Annotated in this window: 30 protein-coding genes, 1 tRNA gene and 1 pseudogene; 2 read left to right on the top strand and 30 right to left on the bottom strand. The window is 49.2% G+C overall.

Annotated elements, in window-relative coordinates:
• Positions 1-240 precede the first annotated feature (240 nt).
• From aroH to mtrB, 13 genes are all read right to left on the bottom strand, one after another.
• The gene (aroH, locus tag BLT35_RS00965; protein ID WP_062408854.1) at positions 241-618 is read right to left on the bottom strand and encodes a chorismate mutase; all 378 of its coding nucleotides are present in this window, start codon (positions 616-618) and stop codon (positions 241-243) included.
• 3 nt (positions 619-621) lie between these two features.
• On the bottom strand, positions 622-1,719 hold the full coding sequence (gene aroB / locus BLT35_RS00960; protein WP_054818287.1) for a 3-dehydroquinate synthase: 1,098 nt from the start codon (positions 1,717-1,719) through the stop codon (positions 622-624).
• Between the two features lie 15 nt (positions 1,720-1,734).
• A complete protein-coding gene (gene aroC / locus BLT35_RS00955; RefSeq protein ID WP_054818286.1) occupies positions 1,735-2,898 on the bottom strand; it encodes a chorismate synthase in 1,164 nt (387 codons plus the stop codon).
• Between the two features lie 200 nt (positions 2,899-3,098).
• Entirely contained in the window at positions 3,099-3,269 is a 171-nt protein-coding gene (locus BLT35_RS26700; protein WP_171005810.1) for a hypothetical protein, read from the bottom strand.
• Positions 3,270-3,357: 88 nt separating this feature from the next.
• Entirely contained in the window at positions 3,358-4,137 is a 780-nt protein-coding gene (locus BLT35_RS00950) for a CheR family methyltransferase (protein ID WP_062408856.1), read from the bottom strand.
• A 150-nt stretch (positions 4,138-4,287) separates the two neighbouring features.
• Complete coding sequence (hepT, locus tag BLT35_RS00945) at positions 4,288-5,262, bottom strand: heptaprenyl diphosphate synthase component II (RefSeq protein WP_074726811.1); 975 nt, start codon at positions 5,260-5,262, stop codon at positions 4,288-4,290.
• Positions 5,259-6,122, bottom strand: coding sequence for a menaquinone biosynthesis protein (locus tag BLT35_RS00940; protein ID WP_074726810.1), 864 nt, complete (start codon positions 6,120-6,122; stop codon positions 5,259-5,261). The genes hepT and BLT35_RS00940 overlap by 4 nt, the downstream gene beginning before the upstream one ends.
• Entirely contained in the window at positions 6,119-6,715 is a 597-nt protein-coding gene (locus tag BLT35_RS00935) for a UbiX family flavin prenyltransferase (RefSeq protein ID WP_054818284.1), read from the bottom strand. The genes BLT35_RS00940 and BLT35_RS00935 overlap by 4 nt, the downstream gene beginning before the upstream one ends.
• Positions 6,712-7,584 (bottom strand): UbiA-like polyprenyltransferase, encoded by an 873-nt coding sequence (locus BLT35_RS00930; protein WP_062410955.1) that lies wholly within the window; start codon positions 7,582-7,584, stop codon positions 6,712-6,714. Before BLT35_RS00930 ends, BLT35_RS00935 begins: the two co-directional genes overlap by 4 nt.
• 7 nt (positions 7,585-7,591) lie before the next feature.
• Positions 7,592-8,326, bottom strand: coding sequence for a demethylmenaquinone methyltransferase (locus BLT35_RS00925; RefSeq protein ID WP_062408859.1), 735 nt, complete (start codon positions 8,324-8,326; stop codon positions 7,592-7,594).
• Positions 8,327-8,339: 13 nt separating this feature from the next.
• Positions 8,340-9,203: a heptaprenyl diphosphate synthase component 1 gene (locus BLT35_RS00920; protein WP_054818283.1), complete on the bottom strand. Its 864-nt coding sequence runs from the start codon at positions 9,201-9,203 to the stop codon at positions 8,340-8,342.
• A gap of 90 nt (positions 9,204-9,293) precedes the next feature.
• Complete coding sequence (locus BLT35_RS00915; protein ID WP_062408861.1) at positions 9,294-9,815, bottom strand: hypothetical protein; 522 nt, start codon at positions 9,813-9,815, stop codon at positions 9,294-9,296.
• A gap of 101 nt (positions 9,816-9,916) precedes the next feature.
• Entirely contained in the window at positions 9,917-10,138 is a 222-nt protein-coding gene (mtrB, locus tag BLT35_RS00910; RefSeq protein ID WP_054818282.1) for a trp RNA-binding attenuation protein MtrB, read from the bottom strand.
• A gap of 240 nt (positions 10,139-10,378) precedes the next feature.
• Between mtrB and BLT35_RS27305 the strand changes: the two genes are divergently transcribed.
• Positions 10,379-10,597: an antibiotic biosynthesis monooxygenase family protein gene (locus tag BLT35_RS27305; protein WP_375162515.1), complete on the top strand. Its 219-nt coding sequence runs from the start codon at positions 10,379-10,381 to the stop codon at positions 10,595-10,597.
• 24 nt (positions 10,598-10,621) lie between these two features.
• Here BLT35_RS27305 and BLT35_RS00900 read toward each other — a convergent pair whose 3' ends face one another.
• Both BLT35_RS00900 and BLT35_RS00895 read right to left on the bottom strand, forming a co-directional pair.
• Positions 10,622-11,542 carry a phosphatase PAP2 family protein gene (locus BLT35_RS00900; protein ID WP_074726809.1) on the bottom strand — a complete coding sequence of 307 codons (921 nt, stop codon included), beginning with the start codon at positions 11,540-11,542 and terminating at the stop codon, positions 10,622-10,624.
• A gap of 212 nt (positions 11,543-11,754) precedes the next feature.
• Positions 11,755-11,828, bottom strand: a tRNA-Pro gene (locus BLT35_RS00895).
• Positions 11,829-12,090: 262 nt separating this feature from the next.
• On the opposite strand from BLT35_RS00895, the gene BLT35_RS00890 reads away from it, so the two are divergent.
• Positions 12,091-12,534: an aminoacyl-tRNA deacylase gene (locus BLT35_RS00890; RefSeq protein WP_054818278.1), complete on the top strand. Its 444-nt coding sequence runs from the start codon at positions 12,091-12,093 to the stop codon at positions 12,532-12,534.
• A gap of 283 nt (positions 12,535-12,817) precedes the next feature.
• Here BLT35_RS00890 and BLT35_RS00885 read toward each other — a convergent pair whose 3' ends face one another.
• From BLT35_RS00885 to BLT35_RS28015, 15 genes and pseudogenes are all read right to left on the bottom strand, one after another.
• Positions 12,818-14,680 (bottom strand): sigma-54-dependent Fis family transcriptional regulator, encoded by a 1,863-nt coding sequence (locus tag BLT35_RS00885; protein ID WP_074726808.1) that lies wholly within the window; start codon positions 14,678-14,680, stop codon positions 12,818-12,820.
• Positions 14,681-15,188: 508 nt separating this feature from the next.
• On the bottom strand, positions 15,189-15,956 hold the full coding sequence (locus BLT35_RS00880; RefSeq protein ID WP_062408864.1) for an alpha/beta hydrolase: 768 nt from the start codon (positions 15,954-15,956) through the stop codon (positions 15,189-15,191).
• 229 nt (positions 15,957-16,185) lie between these two features.
• Positions 16,186-16,662 carry a flavin reductase family protein gene (locus tag BLT35_RS00875; protein WP_074726807.1) on the bottom strand — a complete coding sequence of 159 codons (477 nt, stop codon included), beginning with the start codon at positions 16,660-16,662 and terminating at the stop codon, positions 16,186-16,188.
• Positions 16,663-16,786: 124 nt separating this feature from the next.
• Positions 16,787-17,857 (bottom strand): LLM class flavin-dependent oxidoreductase, encoded by a 1,071-nt coding sequence (locus BLT35_RS00870; protein ID WP_074726806.1) that lies wholly within the window; start codon positions 17,855-17,857, stop codon positions 16,787-16,789.
• Positions 17,858-18,214: 357 nt separating this feature from the next.
• Positions 18,215-18,490, bottom strand: coding sequence for an HU family DNA-binding protein (locus BLT35_RS00860; protein WP_062408868.1), 276 nt, complete (start codon positions 18,488-18,490; stop codon positions 18,215-18,217).
• Between the two features lie 196 nt (positions 18,491-18,686).
• Positions 18,687-20,165 carry a stage IV sporulation protein A gene (spoIVA, locus tag BLT35_RS00855; protein ID WP_062408869.1) on the bottom strand — a complete coding sequence of 493 codons (1,479 nt, stop codon included), beginning with the start codon at positions 20,163-20,165 and terminating at the stop codon, positions 18,687-18,689.
• 256 nt (positions 20,166-20,421) lie between these two features.
• The gene (locus tag BLT35_RS00850; protein ID WP_074726804.1) at positions 20,422-21,150 is read right to left on the bottom strand and encodes a YphF family lipoprotein; all 729 of its coding nucleotides are present in this window, start codon (positions 21,148-21,150) and stop codon (positions 20,422-20,424) included.
• Complete coding sequence (locus BLT35_RS00845) at positions 21,150-21,500, bottom strand: 2Fe-2S iron-sulfur cluster-binding protein (protein WP_054818273.1); 351 nt, start codon at positions 21,498-21,500, stop codon at positions 21,150-21,152. Before BLT35_RS00845 ends, BLT35_RS00850 begins: the two co-directional genes overlap by 1 nt.
• Positions 21,501-21,545: 45 nt before the next feature.
• Complete coding sequence (locus BLT35_RS00840; protein ID WP_054818272.1) at positions 21,546-22,160, bottom strand: nucleotidyltransferase domain-containing protein; 615 nt, start codon at positions 22,158-22,160, stop codon at positions 21,546-21,548.
• Between the two features lie 16 nt (positions 22,161-22,176).
• A complete protein-coding gene (locus tag BLT35_RS00835) occupies positions 22,177-22,356 on the bottom strand; it encodes a DUF2768 family protein (protein ID WP_062408872.1) in 180 nt (59 codons plus the stop codon).
• Between the two features lie 98 nt (positions 22,357-22,454).
• Positions 22,455-22,778 (bottom strand): stage VI sporulation protein F, encoded by a 324-nt coding sequence (locus BLT35_RS00830; RefSeq protein WP_171005811.1) that lies wholly within the window; start codon positions 22,776-22,778, stop codon positions 22,455-22,457.
• Positions 22,779-22,845: 67 nt separating this feature from the next.
• Positions 22,846-23,895: an NAD(P)H-dependent glycerol-3-phosphate dehydrogenase gene (locus BLT35_RS00825; RefSeq protein ID WP_062408873.1), complete on the bottom strand. Its 1,050-nt coding sequence runs from the start codon at positions 23,893-23,895 to the stop codon at positions 22,846-22,848.
• Between the two features lie 25 nt (positions 23,896-23,920).
• Entirely contained in the window at positions 23,921-24,517 is a 597-nt protein-coding gene (gene plsY / locus BLT35_RS00820; protein WP_174350366.1) for a glycerol-3-phosphate 1-O-acyltransferase PlsY, read from the bottom strand.
• Between the two features lie 14 nt (positions 24,518-24,531).
• A complete protein-coding gene (gene der, locus BLT35_RS00815) occupies positions 24,532-25,854 on the bottom strand; it encodes a ribosome biogenesis GTPase Der (RefSeq protein WP_062410956.1) in 1,323 nt (440 codons plus the stop codon).
• Between the two features lie 253 nt (positions 25,855-26,107).
• A pseudogene (locus BLT35_RS28015) lies at positions 26,108-26,221 on the bottom strand (capping complex subunit for YIEGIA); the annotation flags it as partial.
• Between the last annotated feature and the right edge of the window lie 18 nt (positions 26,222-26,239).

The following is a 26,239-nucleotide window of genomic DNA, read 5'->3' as shown; positions in this document are numbered from 1 at the left end:
TGGAGTAGAGGCGGTCATTCAGCCGATGATCGGTCAAGCCCAAAGTAAACAGCTTTTCAGCAGCACTAAAAAACACGAAGAAACCATGGCTCCCCCTTTAAAACCGTGCCGCAAAAACGCATATTCTCTCTTCGAGCGAAACGCTCACTCATCTCATCTCAACTGAACTCAACTGATCTCTACTCTGCTCTCAAACCAATACTTACACCTTTTACGTTAATACCAACTATACTACCTCTGTTATGCGTTTGTCAATTTGGACAAATCGGGACGGAGCCTTTTGGCCTCCCTCTGAAATACATGCTTGATCTCCGCCTGGCTCTTCTCCGTATTGACCGTCACCATCAGCCGGACGCATTTGGGTAGGCTGCCTTCCACCGGAATTTCCAGCGAGCACATGAGCGGGACTAACTCCCAGCCTTCCATCTGCCTGATGGCCTTTGCCGGAAACGTCGCCGTTAAATCTTGAGTTACCGTGACAAACACGTGAGCAATCTCTTCAGGAATGATTCCGTTTTCCGCAATAATCTCGTTCAAAAGCTCCGTTGTAGCCGATAAAATTTCGTTCTCATCATTATTTTCTACTGTTGTTGCCCCGCGTATTCCCCGTACAAACATAAGTCAGTCCTCCTGTTTCAACTGATCCACGATGTCTCTGACCCATTCCGCGGATACATTTTTATTGATCTCCACCTTGCCGATGTCCGTAGGAACGATGAAGACCATCTTGCCTTCCTTGAACTTCTTGTCATACATCATGGCCTTCATGATTTCATCCGTATCCATATGCGCAGGCACGGCAACCGGCAGACCGAATTTCTTGAAAATCCGCTTCGTCGTCGTATAAATATGCTCCGGGTTGCCCAATCGGACGGACAGCTTCGCCGCGCCCACCATGCCAATCGAGATCGCCTCGCCGTGCAGAAGCTCGTTATAACCTGCAACCGCCTCCAACGCGTGTCCGATCGTGTGTCCCAGATTGAGGATCGCTCTCAGATCATTCTCGCGCTCATCCTGCGATACGACGGCCGCCTTCACGCTGCAGCCCTTGTACAAACCATATTGCAGCGCCTCCGGGTCCAAACCGATCAGCTTTTCCGCATTGTCCTCGCACCAGGACGTAAACTCCGCATCCCAGATTAGACCGTGCTTGATCATTTCGGATAAGCCCGCACGCACATCCCTATCCGGCAGTGTACGCAGTGTAGCCGTATCGTACAAAACCATTTCCGGCTGATGGAATGCGCCGATGATGTTTTTCGCCAAAGGATGATTGACCGCCACTTTTCCGCCTACGCTGCTGTCATGCGCCAAAATCGTCGTCGGAATTTGGATGAAGCGGATTCCCCGCATATAGCTCGCCGCCGCAAAACCGGCCAAATCGCCGACCACGCCGCCGCCCAGCGCAATCACCGATGAATTCCGGTCAAGCCCTGCTTTGAGACAGGAGGTAATCACCTCCTCCAGTACCGCTAGCGACTTCGATTTCTCCCCGGAAGCTACAATGTGCGAAGCCGTCTTGAACCCGGCCCGTTCCAGCTTCCGGATGACGGGCTCCAGATGCTTCTTCGCCACATGCTCATCCGTTACGATCAGCAGCGCGGAGCGTTTGCTTATTCCATGCTTTTCGAAATACGAGTCAATATTCTCCAAAATCCCTTCACCGATATAGATCGGGTAGGATCGTGCTCCCAAATCAACCGTAAGCTCTTTTATCATATCCGGTTCTCCCGATTAATAGCTTTTCGTTTGTTCCAAATAGCTTTCATAGTTCCTGCGGATTTCTTCGATGGAATCGCCGCCGAACTTCTCCATAAACGCTCTGGCGACTTCCCAAGCGATCACATTCTCCATGATGACGCTCGCCGCAGGCACGGCGCAGGTGTCGGAGCGTTCTACCTGTGCGGTAAACGATTCTTTCGTATCGATATCGACGCTTTGCAGCGCCTTGTACAGCGTCGAGATCGGTTTCATCACTCCGCGCACGACAATCGGCTCCCCTGTCGTCATCCCGCCTTCAAAACCGCCGGCACGGTTACTGGCCCGGCAGAAGCCGCGCGCTTCGCTGTACATGATTTCATCATGAACCAGGGAGCCTCTGCGCTTCGCCGCTTCGAAGCCGATCCCGAATTCGACGCCTTTGAACGCTTGAATCGACAGCACCGCCTGCGCGATCCGTCCGTCCAGCTTGCGGTCCCATTGGACATGGCTGCCGAGACCGACCGGAACGCCTTCGATAATGCATTCTACAATACCGCCAAGCGTATCCCCGTCTTCTTTTGCCGCATCGATGGCCGCAATCATCCGGGCTTCCGCTTCTTTATCCGTCACACGCACCGGAGATTCCTCGGTGATCCGGATCAGGTCGTCAATCGGCATGTCTTGGCGCTGCACCTCGACATCGCCGATACGGATCACTTGACCGGCCACTTTGATGCCGAATTCCTTCAACAGCTCTCTGGCTATGCCGCCGATAGCCACGCGCATCGTCGTCTCTCTGGCGCTGGAGCGCTCCAAAATATTGCGCAGATCGCGCTGATTGTATTTCAAACCGCCATTCAGATCGGCATGTCCGGGACGCGGACGGTTGACCCGCCGTTTGGTTTCATCCGAGCCTTCGATCGGCTCGATGTTCATGACAGATGTCCAGTGCTTCCAATCGTTGTTCTCTACGACCAGCGCAATCGGAGCTCCGGTCGTTTTGCCATGGCGAACGCCCCCGACAATAGATGCGGTGTCTTTTTCGATTTGCATTCTGCGCCCGCGGCCGTAGCCTTTTTGCCGTCGGGCAAGCTGATGATTGACCGCCTCGAAATCAATGGACACATTGCTTGGGAAACCTTCGATAATCGCCGTCAGCTGCGGCCCGTGCGTCTCTCCTGCTGTTAAATATCTCACTTATTAGTCCCCTTTCATCCTATCCCATGAAAGCATAAGCCTCAGCGCGCTTAGTCGCTTTAGCGCTTTTATGTACTCCATTCCTGTGCTAATTATAGTATAGGTGTCTGCCTTTGACAAGAAACGCCCCCACAAAAAAAGAAACGCCGTCCTTTGGCATGATGCCAGTCAGACAGCGCCTCTTTCTTGATTCGGCTGGTTTAGCGCCAGCCGTTTGCGGGTTGTTTATTAAGTACGGAAGAGCCGTCCTTATGCTCGGGCTCGCCGACCAATCCCAGAATTTGAACCGAATCGATTCCCAGGATTTGCGCGCATTCCTGCATCGTAATAAATCCACGGCGGTACGCAGTAATGACCTTTCGTTTATCCATGTGTGTCCTCCAGCATGCTTTGCAAGCAAGCACAGCTTTCAAAAGCAATTTATTCTTAGTATGGAACAACATGGAAGCGATTATTCACTTACGCCATCTTCCGGTAAAAAAACGTATCCGCCGTTTCCAATCCATACTGGCCCGGACTGAAAATTTGCTCGGTGCTGCCTACAAACAGAAGACCGCCAGGCTTCAAAGCATGGGCAAACTTCTGATAAAGCATATGTTTCGCCTCTTCCGTAAAATAAATCATCACGTTGCGGCAAACAATCAAATCAAACTGTGTATCGAACGTATCGACAAGCAAATTTTGCTTTTGAAAACGGACCGCCTTTTTCAGCGATTCGTCAATATGATAAGTCATTTGGTCCTGACGATAATATTTGCGCAAATATTTTTTCGGCACATCCTTCACCGAGCGGTCGGAGTAGATCCCCTTCTTCGCCTTATCCAGCGCGCCTTCGTCGATATCGGTGGCCAACAACTGACTGTTCGAAAGCGCCCCCAGCTCCGAGAGAATCATCGCCAGCGTGTAAGGCTCCTCGCCGGTGGAACAAGCGGCGCTCCAGCATTTAAGCCTATCGGTTTTGCGAAGCATCTCCGGCAAAAAGCGCTGTTCGAGCACCTCCCACCGGTTCGCGTTGCGCCAAAACTCGGATACATTGATCGTCATCCGGTCCAAAAATTCATGGAATAAAGCCTTGTCTTTGCTCATTGCATCAAAGAATGCCGCGAAGGTGGAATACCCTTTTTTCATCCGCAGCGTGGTAAGACGCCGCTTCATCTGAGCTTCTTTATACTGCGCCAGGTCTATGGACGTATAGTCCTTCACCTTCTTGATAAACAGCAGAAAATCCGTATCCTCCATGACGCCATCCCGTCCTGTCAAATCTTCTTTTGTATTGATTGATTATAGCTAAGCAATGCTTCCGCCCTGTAAAAATGGGCAATCTCCCGCTCGCCGCTCTCCGGCTTAACCATGGCAAACGATTTTTCCATTTTCCTGTCCCCTCATGCTCTAATAAGAACGGTTCCCCACAAAATGCGCAATGTTGATCAAGTCTCTTTTGGCTTGTATATCGGGCAACCCTTCCAGGGAGCGAATGGCCTTGTTAATGTAGTGAGATACCATCGCCTCTGCACGGGTTACGCCTTCACTGGCGCGGATCATGTTCAGAAAATCGGTGACGTCGGTTTGCCCGTCGGAGGCTTCAATTCTTTCCAATTCACGAAGCAGAACCGGACGAAGCGCGGGATTTTGCAGAGCAAAGATAACCGGAATCGTAATATTCCCCTGCTTGATATCGCTTCCGGGAGGCTTGCCGATTTCCTTTTCGGTACCGCAAATATCAAGCAAATCGTCGCGTACCTGGAAAGCCATGCCGACATTGTAGCCAAAATTAAAAAGCTGCTTGGCCGTTTTCTCTGATGCTTGTGCCGCGATCGCCCCCAATTGGCAGCTGATGGCCAGAAGCAGCGCAGTTTTTCGTTTGATCCGGAGCAAATAATCCCTTACCGTTTGTTCCGTATGAAAGAACATACGGATTTGCTCCATTTCGCCGATACTCATTTCCACGAGAGCTTTGGACATGATCTGATGAATGGACGGTTCGGAAAGCCGGGTCACAATCGTCAAGGCTTTGGCAAAAATGTAATCCCCAGTATACATTGCAATACGATTATCCCACTTCGAGCGCACCGTCAGTTGACCCCGTCTCGTTTGGGCATCATCAATCACATCATCGTGCACAAGCGATGCCATATGAATCAGCTCCAGCGGTACCGCCACATGTTTGACCCGCTCCAGATCGTAATTTCCGAACTTGGCTCCCAGCAGGACAAATACCGGACGAATCCGCTTTCCCCCTGCCTTAAGCAGATGTAAGGAAGCCTCGCGAAGGATCGGATGCTCCACGTCGATGCTTCGCTCCAGCTCCTTCTCGATAAAGCTGATATCTTTTTGAAATTTTGCATAGATATCCAAAAGTCTCATTCCGTCACCCGTACTACAGAATTGTCATTCCAAATGTTCAGCGACACCTCCCGATCCAAAAAACCGAGCTCCGCCGCATAGCGATAATATAATTTAAGTCCCTCCTGCTGCTTAGGGCCGAACTCATAGCTGAGCGTAGAAAAATAATGCCGCCAATAAGCTTCCGTACCCCCGATTAACGCCTGCGCGTCCTGCACAAGTCTTGTCAAATCGGCCAGCGATTTGCGTTTGCTTTCCATAAAAGCATCAAAGATGCGCCGGATCTGCTCAGGCTGCTGCTCTACCGTCTGTCTCCGAATCGTGCAAACGGCAAAAGACATCCATTGGCCGGTTAATCTCGTCCATTCCGCCCCCAGATCGGTAACGAGATACCCGCTGTCTTCCCAACTGGCGCGGATCGCATGATCTCCGATAAGCAGCGCGGCATCGGCCGTTCTCATCATCGGCCTCAATTCGGGTAACGCATAAACGTAATTCGGTTCGAGCCCGTAAAATTTGGTCAAAATGATTTTGAGCAGGTTCACCGATGTAGCCGAGGTCGTAGGAAGCGCGATCGTCGCTTTCCCGAGTTCTTCCAAAGGCTTGCGGTGAAACAGCAAAATGGAATTTACATGACTGAATGCGCTGACGGACATATGGGGAAACAGCATATAATTCTCGAAATTTTCCCCGTAAGCAAACGAGGAGATCGGACCGATATCGATTTCCCCTTTTGCCATGGCACGGTTCAGCTGAGTCGGAACTTGCTGAATAACCTCCAGCTCGCTGCCGAAAGAGGAGAACGGGAAATAATAAAAGAGCGGCCATACATTGGTAAAGTCAATGCGGCCGATACGGATCGCCCGATGTTTCTTTGTCATGTCTGCATACCCCATCTTTTATACAATTGATGTTCGATTTCCATCGTGTCCAATATTTTTCCTACAACAAAATCAATCATGTCGTCAACTGTTTGCGGACCTTGATAGAACGCCGGCATCGCCGGAATCATTCGTACGCCCAGCCGGGACAGCTTCAGCATATTTTCCAGGTGAATCGCATGCAAGGGGGTTTCCCTGGGCACCAAAATCAACTTGCGGCCTTCCTTCAGCATCACATCGGCCGTCCGCTCCAGCAGATTGTCCGATGCGCCGTTGGCAATACCGGATAGCGTCCCCATCGAACAGGGGACAATCACCATGCCTTTGGTCAGGAACGATCCGCTCGCCGTCTTGGCGCCGATATCCTGGTTAGGAACGTATTCATAGGAACCGGCAGACCCGCCCAAATGTTTCTTCAGGCTTTCCTGCCTGCGCCCCGCATCCCAGCCCAACTCCTCTTTCAATACCCGCCATCCGGCATCCGTAATCACGAGATGCAAATGCTCGCCTCGTGACAGCAGAAAACGGCATAACCGGACGCCGTATGCTGCACCGCTTGCGCCCGTAATGCCGATTACCCAAGGTCTGCTCATCCCGTATTCACCACCAAATCGATTAGCGTAAATACAAATAAAACGATGCTCAAGGTGCTGTTCATTGTAAAGAACGCCGTATTCAGCCTTGTCATATCCTTCGGATTAACGATCAGATGCTCGTACATCAAAAGGGCATAGGAAATCAATACCCCGACCAAATACACCCACGTCAATTCGGTCAAAAAAAACAGGCCGATGAAACCTGCCGCAGTGATGATATGAAACCAGCGTGCAATTTTGAGCGCTTTCGGTATGCCGAACCGGCTCGGAATAGAATGAAGCCCTTCCTCCCGGTCGAACTCGGCATCCTGGCAAGCATAAATCACATCGAAACCGGCCAGCCAAAATACGATCGCCACATAAAATACCAAAGACGTCAGCGTAATTTCACCGGTTACCGCCACCCATCCGCCCAAAGGAGCAAGCGCAACGGTCATGCCCAATATAATGTGGCATGCCCAAGTGAACCGTTTCGTATAAGAATAAATAACAAGAAAAAAAACAGCAACCGGAAGCAGCTTAAAAGCCAAAGGACTCAATTGCGAAGCCGCCCAAAACAGCAAAATAAATGAAACGAGAACAAACAAAACCGCTTCCTTCGAGGAAATAAGCCCGGCCGGAATCGCCCTCATCGCTGTACGCGGGTTTTTGCCGTCAAACACTTTGTCGATCACCCGGTTGAGTCCCATCGCTGCGCTTCTGGCTCCGATCATCGCAAGCAGAATCCAACCGATCTGCCCCCATGTCGGAAGCTTGCCCAGCATGACCACAGAACCAAGCAGCGCCCCCATGAAAGCGAAAGGAAGCGCGAAAAGCGTATGCTCGATCTTGATCATTTCCATATAAATTTTGGTCTTTCTCCACAGCATGTCGTTATTCTCCCCCAGCTCCGATTGCCGCTTGCGGCTTCTTGCCCATATGAAGGGCCGCAATGCCCCCGGTAAGAGGATAAACCTCAACGTCCGTTAGACCGGTTGTCCGGAATATCTCTGCGAGCTGCTTATGATCCGGAAAGTGAACCAGGGACTCCGGCAGCCATTTATACTGCTCATAGCGTTTTACAATCAATTTTCCGAGCAGCGGCAAAATCTTTTGAAAATAAAAATAATAAATCGATTTGAACGGCTGCCAAGTCGGTTTGGAAAGCTCCAGCGAAACGACCAGCCCTCCGGGCTTGACCACCCGCTGCATCTCTTCAATGACCTTAACCAGATCCGGCACGTTCCGAAGCGCAAAGCCGATGGTCGCATAGTCGAATGTGTTGTCCTCAAACGGAAGTTCCATCGCGTTGCCGCGAACAAGACGGATCTGCTTGTCCAGACCCAGCCGTTGGATTTTCTCCCGGCCCACATCAAGCATATTTTGGCTGAAATCGAGTCCGACCATTGCCCCCGTCCCGCTTGCTTCCGCCAAACTGATCGTCCAGTCACAGGTGCCGCAGCATAAGTCAATCGCCGTGCTTCCCGGCCGCACATTCATCTTTTTCATGGTAAAGCTTCTCCATGCTTTATGCCGGCGAAAGCTTAATATGTCGTTCATCAAGTCGTATTTGGGCGCGATGCTCTCAAATACGGAGTGAACGAATTGTTCTTTGGATTTGCTTTGCATTCCGCTTGTCACCTCAAATTTCCTGCGTCGCCCGCGGTCCTGATAAGTAGCTGCGAAAAGATTCACCAATCGAGCTGAGTTCCTTCCCGAGATTCTCCGGCTGAATCCCCTGCAGCTTTTCCTGCAATTCCTTAAAACAGGCGTCAAGCAATTGGTACAGCTGGGAGGTCACTCTGTATTTCAACCAAATCGAACGAAGCTTCGCCTGATCTGCTTCCCCATGCTCAAGCAGCTTTTTCTCTTCCTTCGTCCCCCATTGCAGCACATGCCAAAAGCCCCAGCTCTCTCTGTAATGCTGGGACGTTTCGGAGCGGATGATCTCTTGCAGCAGCACTTCGCAGCGGGTAAACAATCTCAGAATCTCCGGCCAAATACCGTAAAACCGCTCTTCAAGCAGAGAAGAAAAGGATAAGAACAATTGTGTTTTTACTTCAACCATTTGGCGGATGTATTCATCAGCCGTCAGCTTGAGCTGCTTTTTCATCAAGTACAAATTCATTTTTAACCGGTTCACTTCACAAATCCCCCTGGAAAGCATACCGACCAAATCGATTTGTCCTGCATGCGACAGCAAGTAATAAAACCGGCTGCTGAAATAATCACCGGCCAGCACTTTAAGCTGTCTGGAACGGCTCTCCGCCTGTTCCTTCACATCATTGTTGACGCTGACCATGTCGTGTGTATCCATTCCGATTTGAACAAGTGAGGTCACCAGCGTAAACAGTTCGCTTTGTTGGGCCAACGCACTGTGTTTATCAAGAAAAGCATACAGCAGCCGACTGCGAAATTCGGGAAAACGAGGCAGATCCGTATGCTTTTGAATCATGTCGTACTCCAAATATTTTGCAGCGATCTCCGGAATCCGATAAGAGTTCATATGTAAGCCTCCGAACGAACGAAAAATAACTCAATCTTTCTCCATCTGAATTAGTATAGCATAAAGTGGTTTTTTTCGCATGTTCCAGGATCAGCTTTTTTCTAAAAACCGTGCCTTCCATTTCGGAGCATAGGTCATTCTATAATGCGCATCGAGAAACTGCTGCAATTCATTCGCGTTTTGCGGACGAAGCCCCGATTCGTTCGCAAGCCATTTCTCACGTCTTGCATCGGCGGCAACGAGCAGACCGGGACTTCCGCTTCCCTCCTGCGAGCCGTCCAATACCCGAATCAACACCTGATATATATTGGTTGACGAACCGAACATCACCTTGGGAATTTCATACAAATCTTCGAAAATATCTGCTTTCTCCGTCGATTTAACGGAAAGCAGATCAATGGAAACGATCGCATGGTTAAGTTCCACACGCCGGATTCTCTGATGCAGCTGCATTTTGGATACGACATCCACAATGTTGGCCTCGGAGACCGGCTGTGCCTGTACAGAACGAAACACGCTGACGGTGGCATCCAGCTTGGACAAGTAAGACAACCCGGCGGCAACTGCGACCGATACCGCTGTCATGAGCAACAGACGAGGAATCCATTTCACTATGCCTTCTTCCTCCTTTAGACGGCAGCCCCGTCCAAATCCATGTCTGTTATCATTGTACAACGAAAAAAAGCAGGCTATGCCTCCGCCTGCCCGAAAAATTATTCCTCCGTATCAATTACGCCGTACTTTGTCATAATCTTAGCCTTGCCGCGGATTTTGACCGCCGACGTATGGTCTGTAAACTGGGCAATCATGACCTCGCCTTTGTCCAGCTTCTCCGTATGATGAAACCGCGTATCCTGCCCTCTCGTAAGTCCAATCACCTGCACTCCGTTATCCATTGCTTTCACGATAAAATAATCATTGTGGTTCGTTTCCATCCGTCATGTCCTCCCGCACTTATGCTTAGATAACCCTAATCATGCAGAAAAAACTTGCCAATGTCAACTTTTAAGAGAAAGGCTGTGTTAAATTACATGGTTGATATTCGGCAGGCACAACATTTGTCCTATTGACCGGCCGTTTTAATGAGGCTGCAACGAAGGAGTTGCAGAGCATTATTGGGGTTGGTTCTGTTATTTTGACAGCAAGGAATAGAGAATACAACGTCGAATAAGGCTCTGCAAATTTCTGAACGAACAGAAGGGGATCATGGTTATGCTGAAATGGCAGACGAAATGTTAAAGCTTGCATCAATCCAGCCCGGATTTCTGGGAGTGGAAAGTGTCCGGGAAGGTTTAGGCATCACGATGTCTTATTGGGATTCTCTCGAAGCTATACAGCAATGGAAACAAAACGAGAGACATCTAATTGCACAAAGTAAAGCAAGCACGAATTGAGTCTTGCAGTTGGGCTGCCTTTATTCAGGCAGCCATCGTTTTGTTTTGAAAGGGGTCTTTATTCGTGTAAAATCCTTTGAGACGGCCCGGAACCAGCCTGACCGCCAAGTGAATCAACAGATCCGCCAGCTTCACCACCCCATATGCAAAGGCCATTCCGGCAATGACGTCGAGCACCCAATGTATCTGAAGGTACATGGTAGAGAAGATGATCGCCGAACAATAAGCAACCATCGTATATTTGAACAGGCGGTCCTTCTCGCGGAGGGCCAGAAGCAACATTGCAAACGAAATCGAAGTATGCATGCTCGGAAAACAGTTCATGACGTTCATAAGCAGGTCATTTTGCGTTGCAAACTGCCGGCTGAGCAAATCGGGCTGGCCTTTGACCCACCATACTTCCCGAAGCAGAATCAAATTGTAGAACGGCAGGATCAGCGGGAACTGCAATAAATGGCCGGAAAGTGCATACGACAGCATTTTTTTAACACTTCTCGTCCAGAAGCTGCGGACAATGCAAATCCATAGGGAAAGCACAAATCCGTAATTATAGATCCACACCATAATCCGATCTGCAGCCGGGTGGTGAAAGTGTCTGGCCCATGCGGCGTCGTTCAGCGGAATACTTCGCATAAAGGCATCCCAATTCCATGGATGACGATTGTTTTCAAACATCCAGTTGGCAATTTTCCACCACAATCCATTCCCGGATCCATAGAAATAATAGAAAATGCCAAGCAAAGGAATCCCCACAACAAAAAAACGCTTCCAATCCATGTCCACTTGATCTTTGCGTACACCCATCAAGCAAATGAGAAGAAGTACCCAACAGCCGAAGCTCCAATTGCCTATCACCCCGATTCTCCATACCAAAAAAATCGAGGCCAGAATACCGTACATTTCCCAATCTTGTGATGCCATCCATCGCTTCCACTTTACTGACATATTGTGGTCTTCCCCTCTTGCATGTGCTATGAAATTGTTTGTGTTTAGTCCTGAACTAAGACGAGATTAGTATACCAAAAAGAACAAACAGTGTCTTCATGAAATTTTAATAAATGACCGTTGTTATTACGCTATTTCTCCTGCAGCTGAAAACTTTTTTGGGAAGAAAAAAAGATCGCTCCAACATCATTGGAAACGATCTTTGCTAATAATCGGAGTAGCGGGATTCGAACCCACGACCTCACCCACCCCAAGGGTGCGCGCTACCAGACTGCGCCATACCCCGGCATCATCGCGCTGCCTTACGTTCAAAAACGCTTGTCGGACAAGGTATTCTGCATTTTCATATTCACCCGCCCTTTATTCGGCGAGATTCATTATAGCACGTAGCCGCACACCCATGCAATACTAAAACGCGCACTCATGCGAAATAAATATTATTCTGCGAAACATGGCGCAATCCACACTAGTGACCCTCATGAATGTGGCGCGGCGGGTAAGTTATGGTAAAATATGACTCGAAGAGATTCTAAAGGGGGAGCCTTCTTATGGACAATTTAAGAACCTTTTTGCAAGAAAGCGGAGTTCAATTTGAAATCATTCATCACGAAAAACAGATTCGTACTGCACAGGAAGGCGCGGATTTTTTTGGAATTGAAACAGGTCAGACAGCACCTGCATTAGTTCTCAAGTCGGAAAAAGGCTACTTTGCGATGATTGTTTCCGGAAGTCGTGGGCGTGTAGATTTAGAAGAAGTGTCGGGAATTCTAGGATGCCATCAATTGAAAATGGCTAGCCCAAAAGAAGTCCGAGAGATAACTGGATACACTGTTGGCAGTGTCTCTATCGTGCTTTCTTTGCCTTGTATCGTTGATAGAGGACTTTTCCGTTATCCATTTATTTATGGTGGTACGGGAGAGCCGACGTCGACACTGAAAATAATCCCAAGTGCTTTGGAAAAACTAAATCAAGTTGTTGCTTATTTGGATTAAGGTGGTGGCAATTCCATGAAAATTTCACTTCTATTTTAGTACCGCGGTGCTGTATAACGGACAAAGATTTCGTAATAAATCGTACTGGTCTGTTTCTCATTTGAACAATCCGTTTTTGATGACTGGAAGCCGTTTTTCCTTCTTGTTCACCGTCTGCTCTGAAGCCGCTATTGCCGATTTCAAGCATAGCGATGCCCTCCATTCATTCTCAATACATCAGAGATGGAACATCACACTTAAGGAATAAGGATGATGTTCTTATTCACCGATTCAAACCGCAAATCTATAGCTGGTCAAGTTTAAACGTACGTAATCTGCGGTAAAACGTACTCCGCGGCAGGGCCAACAGCTTCGCGGATTTGGATACATTTCCTCCCGTCTGTTCCAGCGCCCATATTATCTGGTCTTTTTGAACACGCTTCTGGTAGTTTAAAGCCTCCGGGTCACGATTCGGCGATTCCGCAAAATCCGGGTTTTCTCCGCAGTCGGATGCATTTCCGAACAAAGAACGGATATCCAGGCCGGAAAGATTCTCTCCCCTGGACAAAACGGATAACCGCTCCAAAACATTGACTAGCTCTCTGATGTTGCCCGGCCAATGGTATCGCATCATCGTTTGCATCTGGTCCACAGTCAACTGAATGGACCAACGGTTATTTTTACAAATATAGCTAACCAGATGAGGGATATCCTCCCGCCGGTCGCGCAGCGGAGGTATAGTGATGGAATACACAAACAATCTGAAATACAAATCTTCTCGAAATGCTTTTTTTCTGACCAGTTCCCGAAGATCCTGATGCGTTGCTGTGATCAATCTGAAATTTAACGGGATCACTTTATCACCGCCTACCGGTGTAATCTCCCGCTCCTGCAAAACACGTAAAAGCGCGACCTGCACTGCGGGCGAAATCTCCCCGATTTCATCAAGAAACAGCGTTCCGCCATTGGCCTGCTCGAATTTTCCTTTGTGTCCATTGCGTTTTGCCCCGGTGAACGCTCCTTCCACGTAACCGAAAAGTTCGGCCTCCATCAACTGCGGCGCAATGGCGCCGCAGTTTACAGCAATGAACGGAGCATCCTTGCGCAAGCTGTTCTCGTGTATAGCGCGGGCGATGACTTCCTTCCCTGTTCCGGTTTCGCCGTTCAGAAAAACCGTGGTATCGGTGGGTGCAACTAATTCCATTTCCCGCAGCGTACGCGAAAACGCTTTGCTCGAGCCGGATTCCCCCCGGAAAATAAAGCCTGTTCTCCGTTGTTTCTCGACCGTGAACTGCTGATGACCAACCTCAAAATAGACGGAATATCCAATGATTCTGCCGTGGTTCGCAGAGGATATGGGAGTCCTGTATAACTCCTTGTAGCCTTCCTGAAGGATATCGTCCACCTTCAACCTGCTGTGAGGAGGAACGGAAAATTGAAGTTCATTACTGGTTAAAACGACTTCCTGCTTATTCGTGCACACGGCGACCAACCCGCCGCTTTGAATGCGGCCAATAGAATGTTGAAGCAGCTCGATCTCATCGTTTTGTTCTGCTATTTTACATTGCTGTTCAATGTTATAGGCTATCGATACGACCAGCCCAAAAGTGTAGTGGTGGAAACGATGCACGGGGCTTGTAACGTTCAGGATGCCGATTAGCGTACCCCCTCCATCATATATCGGGGCAGCGGCACAGCAGCAATGGTGGTAAGCACTCGAGTAATGCTCGGTACCGTTTACCAATAAAGCCTCCCCCGTGCACAGTGCGGTAGCAACGGCATTCGTGCCAACATCCTCCGTCCATCTTACGCCTCTAACGATGTTGGACTTCTTTGCCATTTGCAGGGTTTCCGGGTCTCCCTCAAGCTCAAGAACGCAGCCGCTAGAATCGCTTAATAATACGATGGAGCCCGAACCTTCTATGATCCCGCATATTTTCTGCATATACGGCATCGCAATGTCGATCAAGGCCGCATTCTTTTCCTGCTGTTGGATGAGTAAATCACCGGCAAGGATCGTCTTGCATTCGGCTGTAGACGGATTCACTCCTGCTTGTTGACAGCGGAACCACGATTCCGAGATGCGCTTGCTTATTCTGGACCTATCCATTACTCCTTCTCTGACAAAGCGATCCCATATATGGGTTGTGACTTTATCGTTAATCATTGACCATCCCCCTACCTGGTATAATTAGACTCCCGTCAGAAGCCGGAATAAACTCTGCTTGCTTTGAGCTTTCATAATGTATTCATTTATCAAAGAAACTGCGAAAAACCCACAATTCCTCCAGCTTTGCTATCATATCCGGTTGGTTTTGCCGGAATTCGGAGAGCATCCCCGTGGCCCGATTCCATTCTTGGGGAAACCGGTTTTGCCGCCATCAAGTAATAATAGCGCTGTCATTTTGCATTGAATCATCTCTTCAATAAACATACTTATGGCGTTATGCAATTATTAGTATTTTGGATACTATGGGATGAATCGTGTTTTAGTTGATTCAACGTTGTTAGGGCAGCCTAGCCCGAATAATTCTCTTCAGGAAAACGCAAAAACTCCTAATGTCGGAAGGTAGGGGTTCCCATGGACATAAGGAGCTGCTTTTCATGTAATGCGGATATTGATATTTGTATTCCCGGATCAAACTGCTGAGGAGTAACCCCGGCCTTTCGGGTTGTCAAAGGTTGTGCAGCCAATTCAGAATCACGGTTTGCAGCTGTTGGATGCGGCCTGTAAACACATGGTCGGCGTCCGGCAGCACATGAAGTTCAATCCCGCTGCCGGATACGCGCTGCAGCGTCTGTGAACCTGCGACAGGAACAGCAATATCCGCTGCACCATGCACGATTAAACATCGTCCCTGCAGACCAGGCTCTGTTGTCAGATCAGGCTGCTTGAGCAAGTCCCGTACAAAGCCTCCGTCCAAGGTGAAGCCTTTTCCGTAAAAATTAGCGATGGTCTCTCCACGTAACGCTTGTTCCCACAGTTGAGGTCCAAGGATGATCTGCTGAAAATTTTCGACCGGCCGGACAACAGGCGCCAACGCAATTTTTCCGGCCGCCGGGCCCTCTGAATCGTCATAGGAACACGCTAAATAACCTCCCAGACTATGGCCCAGCAAACAGACCTTCAATCCGGCCAGCGTCGGCTGCTGTCCGGCCCATGCGATAACGCTGCGCAAATCCTCCTTCCACCCTGATACCGTGGTATCAGAAGCAAACTCGCCCTCGCTTTCTCCGGAGCCGGCAAAATCAAAGCGCACCACATGGATTCCGGCAGATTCCATGGCAAGTGCAAGGCGAAGGAGAAGCTGATTCGCGCCGATTTTGTCTCCTGTAAACCCATGGCACACCACAACCAGCAGGTCACCTGCGGGATGCTCGGGTGTATGAACTATCGCTGACAATCGCCTGTTACGGCTTGGGATCCAATAGTGTTCTTTCATCGTCTTACTCCCCTCCTTTCACATCTTCGGTCATCCGGTTCATTGAGCGTGTACATCGAGCACCCGGCTCTGACAAAAACCAATTTTATATCCGGATGGCTTGCCCTTGACGGGACGCGGTTCTTTCAGTTTCTATGATATCACTTATGTTTAAAACCGGGAATCCCGCGGAAAGCAATGGAGCAAGCATCGCCGTAATTCGACGGTTCAGCGTTCCGCAAAAACATATCTATATTATTTTTTTGTAGGCCCCCTTATAAAACAACAACGGATCCCCGTCATCCATTTGTATGGCCTTGACCTCCCCGACAAACAGGGTATGGTCGCCGCCGTCGTATGTTCTCCATAACGTGCAGGCTAAGGAGGCCAGGCAGTCTCTGATGATAGGAATATCTTCATGATAGTCATATTGGATCTGCTCTTCTACGGAGTCTTTACATTTCCCGGCAAAATGACCGGACAGCTCCTGCTGGCTTTCTCTCAGGATGTTGATGCCGAATGTTTTATTCTTTTCGAGATAAGCATGCGTTTGCGCCTTTTTACCGACACACACCAATACTAACGGAGGCTCCAACGAGACAGACGTAAACGCATTGGCCGTCATTCCTTTAACGGCATATCCGTCCGATGTAGTTATAACCGTCACCCCTGTGGAGAACATCCCTAACGCCCCCCGAAAATCTTTGCTGTCAAAATGGGTATTCATCGTATGCCTCCTTGTTTTATCCTGGTACGGGCACTTCACAAAGGCGGTGTCTAAAAGACGTACCGGATACGGCTATCGGTCTTCTAGACACCCATGAGCATAAGGCTTATTCACAAAGGTTGTTTCACTTTTGGATGCGCGGCAGCACTTCTTCCATCAACAGCTGCATGGACTGCTTCCACTGTTCCGGCGCATCCAGGTAATCATAGGTAGTAACCAGGAGCGTCCCAAAGCCTCCCACGGTGTCGTAAAGCGCTTGCAATTTTCTGGCTACCGTATCCGGAGAACCTACAAGCCAGCTGGTTCGCGCCATGTATTCAGGCGTTACCTCATCATCTGTGACCGAGGAATCCTGCTTAAGAATATCTAAGGCGCCCAACTCCTTGAACGTAGGCAGCCAATATTCTTTATGCTGACGTCCCATCATTCCGCCAAGCGACCATTCCAACGCTTCTTCATCCGTCCGGGCAACAAATACTTCCCTGGTAATCCGCCATTCCTCGCGGTTCGGCGTACGCCCTGTGCGTGCGGCCCCTTCGACTACCGAGTCCCAATGGCTGGCAATATACTCGTTTTTAAAGCCGAGACTCATCGGAATGTACCCTCGCTCGCCGCAAAGCTTCAGTGTCGGAGAGCCCGGGCTAAGCCCTGTAATGCCGATCGGCATATGCGGCTTCTGATAAGGGTACATGTGAAATTTCAGCAAATTTCCGCCGATGTGCGTGTTCACGTTCCAGTATTGACCCTCAAATCTAAACGGCTCTTGTTCGGTCCAAAGCTTCAGCATGATGTCAAAAGCTTCATTCATCATTTTCCGGTTTTCTCCAGCCGGTATGTCTACATCGAACAGCGTACCGTCACCGAGCAGTCCGCCTGCGCCTACTCCTAACATAAGTCTTCCTTGCGCCAAATGGTCAAGGTAGGCAAGACGGTGGGCCAGTTCGATTGGATGATGGTATGGCAGCAAATGAGCCCCCGGAGCCAGTTTGATCCGTTCTGTACGCTGCAATGCCTGAGCTATAATAAGATCGGGAGAAGGCACGGGTTCCCAGGGCGAGGAGAAATGTTCCCCTATCCATACTTCTGAAAATCCTAATTGATCCGCCCACTGAATGACATCTAAATCCCATTGGGCTGCATCGTACCGGTTTCTTTCCGGGGGATGGGAAGGCATTAGAAACAATCCGAAATTCATACAAATTCCTCCTTAAGGGCTTGGGATGATTGCTCTACGGGAAGGAAGATCTGTAGATGGACTCCCGCTCGCTTAATTTTAGTGAGCAATATTCGTGCCAAAGCATTCAGCCCGTCATCCGCCGGATAAATCAACAGCCTGATGCAGCTGCCATTGTCATGTTGATACAAAAAATGGCTTAGCCGTCCCATTGTGTCCCATAATGTTCATGTATGGAAAATCACCTTAAGGAATCAACCATGGTAAAAAACAAAAAGAGCAACAAGGCATCAGCCTGTCGCTCTTTTTCTGAAGAAGAATTTTACTGCAATTCTACACTCTTTACAGTATGTACATTCACTTGATATGACTAAATTATTAATTGTTTGCTAAGTCTTTCAAAGCTTTACCTGGCTTGAAAGCCGGAATTTTGCTGGAAGGGATTTCGATTTCTTCACCAGTTTGCGGGTTGCGACCTTTGCGGGCGGAACGCTCACGAACTTCGAAGTTACCAAATCCGACCAATTGTACCTTCTCCCCGTTTTGCAACGCTTCGGAGATGGCCTCAAATACAGCTTCAACAGCTTTGGTTGCGTCTTTCTTGGACAACTCGCTTGTTTCAGCTACCTTGTTGATCAAATCGGATTTATTCATGCGATTCACCTCCTCCCGAAATCATCGATTATGCCGTTACTCTCTTTGTTAACCGTTTCATTAAAAAATATACGTAGATTACGTTTACAACAAGGAAATCAAGATTTATATTAATACAGCACTAAGGTATTTTCAAGTAAAAAGACAAAAAATGCACCCTTTGGAGTGCATTTTTTAGCGAAAATAGTCAAATTCGTTACAGAATGATGGCAATCAGACCGCCCGAGCCTTCGTTGATAATACGTCCAAGCGTTTCTTGAAGCTTGTAACGGGCATTGTCCGGCATCATCGCCAGCTTGCCTTGGATGCCTTCCCGTACGATGGAATGAAGAGAACGGCCAAAGATGTCGGACTCCCAAATTTTGAGCGGGTTGTCTTCAAAATCCTGCATCAAATAACGGACCAGCTCCTCACTCTGCTTTTCTGTCCCGATGATCGGCGAGAATTCCGACTCCACATCCACACGAATCATATGAATCGACGGCGCGGTGGCCTTAAGCCTTACCCCGAACCGGGAGCCTTGGCGAATCAGCTCCGGCTCGTCAAGCGCCATCTCCTGAAGCGTCGGCGGAGCAATACCATAGCCGGTCGTTTTGACCATCTCCAGCGCCTCGGCAAAATGATCGTACTCCCGTTTGGCATGAGTGAATTCCTGCATCAGCTGGAGCAAATGGTCCTTGCCGCGGATTTCCACACCGACGACTTCCATCAGGATACGGTCGTACAGCTCATCCGGAGCGTACAAATCAATCTCTGCCACGCCCTGCCCCATATTCATTCCAGCCAAAGCGGCTTTATCAATAAATTCATATTCCTCGAAGCCCGCAACGACACGATCCACGTCACGCAGCCTGCGAATGTCCTGTACCGTTTCACGAACGGAGCTTTCAAAGCTTGTGCGAAGCCAGTGATTATCACCCAGAACCATAACCCAGCCCGGCAGATTGACATTCACTTCATGTACCGGGAACTCATACAGCACTTCACGGAGTACGGACATCATATCATCTTCATTCATATTGGCTACGCTCATGGCTACGACAGGCACGTCATGCCTCGCCTGCAGCTCGCTGCGCAGCTCCAGCACCGCTTCGCTCTGCGGTTTGGTGGAGTTGACAATGACAATGAACGGCTTTCCGACTTCCTTCAGTTCATTGATGATACGCTCTTCCGCTTCTATATACGAAGCCCGGGGAATTTCGGCGATGGAGCCGTCTGTCGTAATCACAACGCCAAGCGTCGCATGCTCTTGGATCACTTTGCGCGTCCCGATTTCCGCGGCTTCCTGAAACGGGATGGCCTCGTCGAACCAAGGCGTGTTGATCATACGAGGTCCATTCTCATCCTCATAGCCTTTTGCCCCCTCGACTACATACCCGACACAATCAACCAGACGAACGTTAACATTCAGCCCTTCCGCAACATGCAGCTGCACCGCATTGTTTGGTACGAATTTCGGCTCCGTCGTCATGATGGTACGGCCCGCTGCGCTTTGCGGCAGCTCGTCGGTTGCCCGGGCACGATCGGCTTCGCTTTGAATGTTCGGCAGCACGATCGACTCCATAAAGCGCTTGATGAACGTTGATTTTCCCGTACGGACCGCTCCAACGACCCCCAGGTAAATATCCCCGCCAGTACGCTCTGCAATGTCCTTAAAGATATCCACTTTTTCCAATGAGAATCCCTCCTACAGGTTGTTTAAGACGAAACTCGTACATGCTACGGTCTAGTACAAATATATGTATGACAGAGCAAAATATGATGGCAAGAGCATAAAATATTTTCGTCACTCTTTGGCCTGCCTTGTTTTCCGCAAGACGCCACAGCTTTCATCCCTGAAAAATATATGTTTGCAGGAGAGTCTTTATTCTATCTTTTTGGAAAAAGAAAAACCTCTATGACCTTTTATAAAAGGTTCATAGAGGTGATAGTCAAAAATGCGCGGCTGTGGGAACAGGACGACCGTTTTTCCATTGATAAGCAACAGAGCGGGCGGGGACGAAATAAGAATCCTGTACCAACAGCACTCGAAGATCCTGTATACCGTCCAGTTGATTCTGCAGCTGTTTGCTGTCAATCAGCCGCATAATTTCAATCGCGTAGTCAATCCAGACTTGTCCGGAATCCTGGATGATAAAAGGCAGCTTAATCGCGGGTGAATACATGCTTGCCGTTTCTTCCGCCTTGCGGTTTAATATTTTGTAATCAATGGTATAAAAGCCCGGAGAAATTTCTTCCCCCAGCGGAAGCTTGCCTCCTGATTTGATCTTGTATTCGTCAACGGCCTTCTGAAGATCCAATGTTTTTTGAAATGAAGGAATATCCATCATTTTTACCGCAGGCTTTGTTTCCACATCGACAAGAACATAGGCAGCGGTGCCGCCGTTCTCAAAGGCATTAACCGGGATAGAGCTGAGATAGGGACCCTGAAGCTTTCTAAAATCAACCGGATATTTCTCATAGATCGGTGTATTTTCGGTGCTGTTTTTGATAGGCAGTACCCCTGTCTTCGCTTTGTATTGATCAATCGCGTTCTGTACAACCATGACGTATTCACCGCTCGCCATCTGGTTTTCCTTACGCAGTTCCTTAGGGTACAAGCAGCCGCTAAGCAAGACGGCCGACAGCAGCAGCGTCCCAAAAAGACGCCATAATCTCATTACCATTCCTCCTCCTGCTGTTTTTCCAACTGACGGCGTATCGCACTTTTCAGCGGATCCTCCGGGACAAAGACGGTTACGGGTTCCTGGCCGCTTAATTTGGCCTGACAGGCTAACCGATATCCTTCTTCATAAAGGCTTCCCAGCTTCAAACGTTCATTTACGTTCATCGCCTTCAAACCCGTTTCGCCGCCTGCAATGACTCTTACCTTGCACATCAGGCAAGCGGCTTTGCCGCTGCATCGAGTTCGAATGTGCACACGAGCCTTCCGGGCCGCATCGAGAACCGTGGTGCCGGGCCTCGCTTGAATCGACTTGTCATCCGGCATAAAAGTGATTTCCGATGCCATATCACGGCCTCCTTCATTGAGTTAGAACACGGCCTAAGAACTTTCTTATTCCCCCATATATTCTAATAGCTGCTTTAAACGCGCGATCAGCTCGGCACTGAACTGATTGCGTTCCGCCAGCTTTTCCAAAACAGTCCTGTGAATGTCCAATCCACTTTTACGGCAAATGTCTGCAATCGCATGATAGCGGTCCGGACGGTTTCTCAGCATATTAAAAATCATTTCGTGCATGAGCGGCATAAGATGGATGACGGTCCCGTCGTGTAATGAACCCCTCACCGCATGCTCCGCCGCCAAGTAACCGGCTTCTACCCGATATACGCTGTCCATGGCCCGCACTTCGAATGCGCCTACCAATTCCACCTTGACTCCCGCGACCTCATAATGACTCAGAATCGAGCTGTAGATCGCCGTCTCGCTTTCGATCTGCTCATCGGTGGAAAAATGCGCCAACGCCTTGTGCATGACAGGCGCCTGCTCGCGATCAATATACAAATCCAAATCCCGCGGAGCGGCTGACAGGGCAGCACCTTGCAGCATCAGCCCCGTACTTCCTCCGACCAGCCATGTCAGGTTCATATGACGGGTGGATGCAACAAGCTCTTTAAGAGCACTATGAAGCGGCTCCGGTGCGGTTATGACGTTCTGATATTTTATCACGGCTTCCGTCTCTCCCCTACATTATGGATACAAACATGTAGAGCAGGATCGGGATAAACATTAAAAAAGCAATAAGCGATAAAATAAACCGGACCACGCCGGTCGTTTTGTTTCTTGCATACGTGATCAGCAGTGAAGCAACTACCATCAAGCCTATGGCAACAAAAGATGCCCACATCTTGTCCAATGGCGACATATCAATTCCTCAACCCCCAAAAATGCTGCATAGATAATTACATCATAACACAAAAAAAGCACAAGCGCCCTTGTACGGCAGCTTATGCCATAAAACTGTTACTTTTTCATGATGTTTTTCATGAGCTGTTCCATATTATTCGGGTCCATCTTACTGCTTTTGATCGCTTGAATGAGTTCTTTCGTGGTTTGTTCCGATACAGGGATGTTCACCAAGCCCGCTACCTGTTTGATCAGCTTTCTCAGTTGAGCTTCACTTTGCATGGTTGACGGTTTAACGCCGCTGGCCAGCTTATATATATCCTTTTCCGAAACACTTTTACCGGTCTTCTTTTTCACGACATTGAGCACTTCTTTGGGCGTGTTCTTGCCAGTCAATAATTTCGACCTCCTCAGACAGAAAATGACCACAATAGTCCGCATGGCCGGACTAAAGTTTCAGTCTGAGGTATTATATGTATCTTTTGCTAGACCCGTGTAGGCGGAAGCCTCAACACAGCCAATCCGTTTGCAACTGCTTGGCCACTTCCTCGATTTCATGTGTAGGACCGCGGCCCATCAGATCCTCTACCGCCGTCTTGGGGTCTTTACCGTCAAATAAAACCTGATGCAGCTCATCTGTAATCGGCATGGTAATCCCGTGTTTGCGAGCCAACAGATAGGCAGCTTGCGTCGTCTTTACTCCTTCTACCACCATCCCCATCTGCGCAAGAACCTCCTCAAGGGAAAGCCCCTTGGCCAGCATCGAACCGGCCCGCCAGTTGCGGCTGTGCCGGCTGGTACAAGTCACTACCAAATCCCCGATCCCGGCTAAACCTGCAAACGTCAGCGGGCTTCCGCCCATAGCCGTACCAAGTCTTGCGATTTCGGCCAGTCCGCGGGTAAGAAGCGCCGCCTTCGCATTATCCCCGAAGCCAAGGCCGTCGGAGAGACCGGCTCCCAATGCAATAATATTTTTGAGTGCGCCTCCTACTTCAACCCCTACCACATCCGGATTCGTATAGACGCGGAAATACGAGTTAATCAGCAGGTCTTGAGCTTTTTCAGCCGCTGCTTTATCATGCGCAGCCACGACAACCGTAGTCGGACAACGCTCTATCACTTCTTCCGCATGGCTCGGCCCGGACAATACAACGATCCGATTTGGGTCATACATTGGCAGCTCATCCTTCAGAACCTCGCTCATCCGTTTCAAGGTACCTGACTCAAACCCTTTGGTTGCGTGGATTAACAACGTATCTTCATTTACGTAGGACTTCAAAGCGGAGGCAATTTCCCTCATCGCCGATGATGGAGAAACAATGAACACGGCCTCCGCGCCGTTTACCGCTTCCTCCATGGAGTTCGTTGCCCGAATGAGAGGGGATAGCTCCACGTCATGTAAAAAACGGCGGTTGCGATGCTCCGTGTTAATCTCCTCCACCTGGTTCTCGTTTCGGGACCACAGGCAGACCTGACGGCCGTTCTCCGCAAGAACCGAGGCAATCGCGGTTCCCCAGCTTCCTGCGACCAACACCGCAACTTTGCCGGAATCAGGCATGTACGAACACCTCTTTAGCATAGGATTAAAGTTGCTTTTTGGCACCAAGCTTATTTTCATTTCCTTTTAGCAGCTTCACGATATTGCTCCGGTGTTTAAACCACGCAAAAACAAAAAGAAGCAAACTGAGCACTAATATTTCATTAGGCAGGCCCATAAACCAGATAAAAATCGGTAAGAGAGCAGTAAACAAAAGCGAGCCTAATGAAACGTATCTGGTCAATACGATGGATAATATGGCAATGATTCCGGCATAGAGCGCTGGAAAAAAGGCAAGCGTCGCCATCACTCCGATGGTTGTCGCTATTCCCTTGCCGCCGCGGAAGCCAAAAAAGATCGGCCAGTTATGTCCGACGATGACGCTGATTCCTGCCAGTACTTCGAATAGGGAACTGCCGCCGCTTAAATAGCTGCCGATCCATACGGCGCTCATCCCTTTGATCACATCCAGCAGCAGCACGGTAATTCCCGGACCTTTGCCAAGAACACGCATCGTATTGGTGGCCCCGGCATTCCCGCTCCCGTGCTGACGGATGTCAATTCCCTTCAGCAATTTGCCGGCTAAACAGCTGAAGCTTACCGAGCCAAGCAAATACCCGATCACAAGTGACAATAAGCTCATCAAGACACGTTCTCCTACCCTTCTTCAGACTTGCGCCGAGTAAACATCCGAACGGGTGTTCCTTCAAAACCGAAAGCACTGCGGATTTTATTTTCCAAATACCGTTGATAAGAAAAATGCATAAGCTCGGGATCATTGACAAAAAAGACGATCGTCGGAGGCTTAACCGCCACCTGGGTAGCGTAATTAATTTTCAGGCGCTTTCCTTTATCCGTCGGAGGCGGATTAATGGCAACGGCATCCGATACCACATCGTTGAGGACATGGGTTTGAATCCGAAGCGTATGCTGCTCCGCAACATGATTCACCATGGGAAACAGTTTATGCAATCTTTGTTTGGTTTTGGCCGAAAGGAACACGACGGGCGCATAAGTCATGAATAAAAAGTGATCGCGGATTTTCTGGGTAAACTGGTGCATCGTTTTGTCATCCTTCTCGACGATATCCCATTTATTCACTACGAAAATCGCCGCTTTCCCCGCCTCATGCGCATATCCTGCGATATGTTTGTCCTGCTCGATAATTCCTTCCTGCCCATCGATCACGATCAGAACAACATCGGCCCGTTCAATGGCTTTCATGGCCCGCATCACGCTGTACTTCTCCGTCGTCTCGTATACCTTGCCTCGTTTGCGCATACCCGCCGTGTCAATAATGACGTACTTCTGCCCATCCTTCTCGAATGGCGTATCGATCGCATCCCGTGTCGTGCCGGCCACATCACTGACAATAACCCGCTCTTCCCCAAGAATCGCATTGACCAAAGAAGACTTGCCGACATTCGGACGGCCGATCAGCGCCACCCGGATGACGTCCTCTCCATACTCCTCATCCGAGGTATCCGGAAAATGTTTAGTCACCTCTTCCAGCAAATCGCCGATGCCTGTGCCGTGAGAACCGGAAATGCCCACGACTTCTCCGAATCCGAGACTGTAAAACTCATAGATATCGTCCATGCGCTGTAAATTATCTACTTTATTCACGGCGACGACGACAGGCTTTTTCGCCCGGAACAACAGTTCTGCAACCTCGCTGTCAGCCGGGGTGATCCCTGCTTTCGCATCGACCATAAAGATAATGACGTCCGCTTCCTCAATAGCGAGCTCCGCTTGCGCGCGAACGGAGCGCAGAATATGATCTTCGCCATCAATTTCAATCCCGCCGGTATCGATGACGCTAAATTCCCTGTTCAGCCATTCCCCTGTACCGTACAGGCGATCGCGGGTTACCCCTGGCTTATCTTCAACGATCGCCAGCTTATCGCCGATGATACGATTGAATATCGTCGATTTTCCTACATTAGGCCGCCCGACGATGGCTACGATTGGTCTTGCCATGCACTTCATTCCCTTATATATAATGTGGATAATCCAATCAAACGCGTATAGCGGCAGTTTTTGGCGCAATATCATAGCTTGCGAGCCATTCTGCAAACTTGGGTCATTAAGCCAAAAACCATCGATGCAATTCGAAGATGAGCGACCGCGTATAGCGGTAGTTTTTGGCGCAATATCATAGCTTCCGAGCCATGCTCGCAAGCTATGATATTATAACAAAATATAGCAAGCAAGTAAATGAAATGAGACATCGCTAATCATGATAAGCTTTATGATCGACGATGATGAATGTCCCATTCTGCAAATCATAAGCGGAGGCATCCAACTTTTTCTCCAGCTTGAACGCCACCTCCTGTTGTTCATCCGGATTATCTACAATAAAGAT

Source organism: Paenibacillus naphthalenovorans, assembly GCF_900099895.1.
GTDB classification, from domain to species: Bacteria; Bacillota; Bacilli; order Paenibacillales; family NBRC-103111; genus Paenibacillus_G; species Paenibacillus_G naphthalenovorans.
Note: the sequence above shows the minus strand (reverse complement) of the source record. Positions and strands in the feature narration are given on the sequence as shown.

Excerpts from the sequence above, each read along its gene's own strand:
- BLT35_RS00875 (WP_074726807.1), bottom strand. The coding sequence starts at position 16,662 with ATGAATACCCATTTTGACAGCAAAGATTTTCGGGGGGCGTTAGGGATG.
- BLT35_RS00900 (WP_074726809.1), bottom strand. The coding sequence starts at position 11,542 with ATGTCAGTAAAGTGGAAGCGATGGATGGCATCACAAGATTGGGAAATG.
- BLT35_RS00845 (WP_054818273.1), bottom strand. The coding sequence starts at position 21,500 with ATGGCATCGGAAATCACTTTTATGCCGGATGACAAGTCGATTCAAGCG.
- BLT35_RS00935 (WP_054818284.1), bottom strand. The coding sequence starts at position 6,715 with ATGAGCAGACCTTGGGTAATCGGCATTACGGGCGCAAGCGGTGCAGCA.
- BLT35_RS00940 (WP_074726810.1), bottom strand. The coding sequence starts at position 6,122 with ATGACAAAGAAACATCGGGCGATCCGTATCGGCCGCATTGACTTTACC.
- aroH (WP_062408854.1), bottom strand. The coding sequence starts at position 618 with ATGTTTGTACGGGGAATACGCGGGGCAACAACAGTAGAAAATAATGAT.
- BLT35_RS00825 (WP_062408873.1), bottom strand. The coding sequence starts at position 23,895 with ATGCCTGATTCCGGCAAAGTTGCGGTGTTGGTCGCAGGAAGCTGGGGA.
- BLT35_RS00860 (WP_062408868.1), bottom strand. The coding sequence starts at position 18,490 with ATGAATAAATCCGATTTGATCAACAAGGTAGCTGAAACAAGCGAGTTG.
- BLT35_RS00835 (WP_062408872.1), bottom strand. The coding sequence starts at position 22,356 with ATGTCGCCATTGGACAAGATGTGGGCATCTTTTGTTGCCATAGGCTTG.
- aroB (WP_054818287.1), bottom strand. The coding sequence starts at position 1,719 with ATGATAAAAGAGCTTACGGTTGATTTGGGAGCACGATCCTACCCGATC.
- BLT35_RS26700 (WP_171005810.1), bottom strand. The coding sequence starts at position 3,269 with ATGGATAAACGAAAGGTCATTACTGCGTACCGCCGTGGATTTATTACG.
- mtrB (WP_054818282.1), bottom strand. The coding sequence starts at position 10,138 with ATGGAAACGAACCACAATGATTATTTTATCGTGAAAGCAATGGATAAC.
- plsY (WP_174350366.1), bottom strand. The coding sequence starts at position 24,517 with ATGAGCTTATTGTCACTTGTGATCGGGTATTTGCTTGGCTCGGTAAGC.
- BLT35_RS00880 (WP_062408864.1), bottom strand. The coding sequence starts at position 15,956 with ATGAAAGAACACTATTGGATCCCAAGCCGTAACAGGCGATTGTCAGCG.
- BLT35_RS00925 (WP_062408859.1), bottom strand. The coding sequence starts at position 8,326 with ATGCAAAGCAAATCCAAAGAACAATTCGTTCACTCCGTATTTGAGAGC.
- BLT35_RS00885 (WP_074726808.1), bottom strand. The coding sequence starts at position 14,680 with ATGATTAACGATAAAGTCACAACCCATATATGGGATCGCTTTGTCAGA.
- hepT (WP_074726811.1), bottom strand. The coding sequence starts at position 5,262 with ATGAGACTTTTGGATATCTATGCAAAATTTCAAAAAGATATCAGCTTT.
- BLT35_RS00950 (WP_062408856.1), bottom strand. The coding sequence starts at position 4,137 with ATGGAGGATACGGATTTTCTGCTGTTTATCAAGAAGGTGAAGGACTAT.
- BLT35_RS00830 (WP_171005811.1), bottom strand. The coding sequence starts at position 22,778 with ATGCGGACTATTGTGGTCATTTTCTGTCTGAGGAGGTCGAAATTATTG.
- BLT35_RS00870 (WP_074726806.1), bottom strand. The coding sequence starts at position 17,857 with ATGAATTTCGGATTGTTTCTAATGCCTTCCCATCCCCCGGAAAGAAAC.
- BLT35_RS00920 (WP_054818283.1), bottom strand. The coding sequence starts at position 9,203 with ATGAACTCTTATCGGATTCCGGAGATCGCTGCAAAATATTTGGAGTAC.
- BLT35_RS00890 (WP_054818278.1), top strand. The coding sequence starts at position 12,091 with ATGGACAATTTAAGAACCTTTTTGCAAGAAAGCGGAGTTCAATTTGAA.
- BLT35_RS00850 (WP_074726804.1), bottom strand. The coding sequence starts at position 21,150 with ATGAGATTATGGCGTCTTTTTGGGACGCTGCTGCTGTCGGCCGTCTTG.
- der (WP_062410956.1), bottom strand. The coding sequence starts at position 25,854 with ATGGCAAGACCAATCGTAGCCATCGTCGGGCGGCCTAATGTAGGAAAA.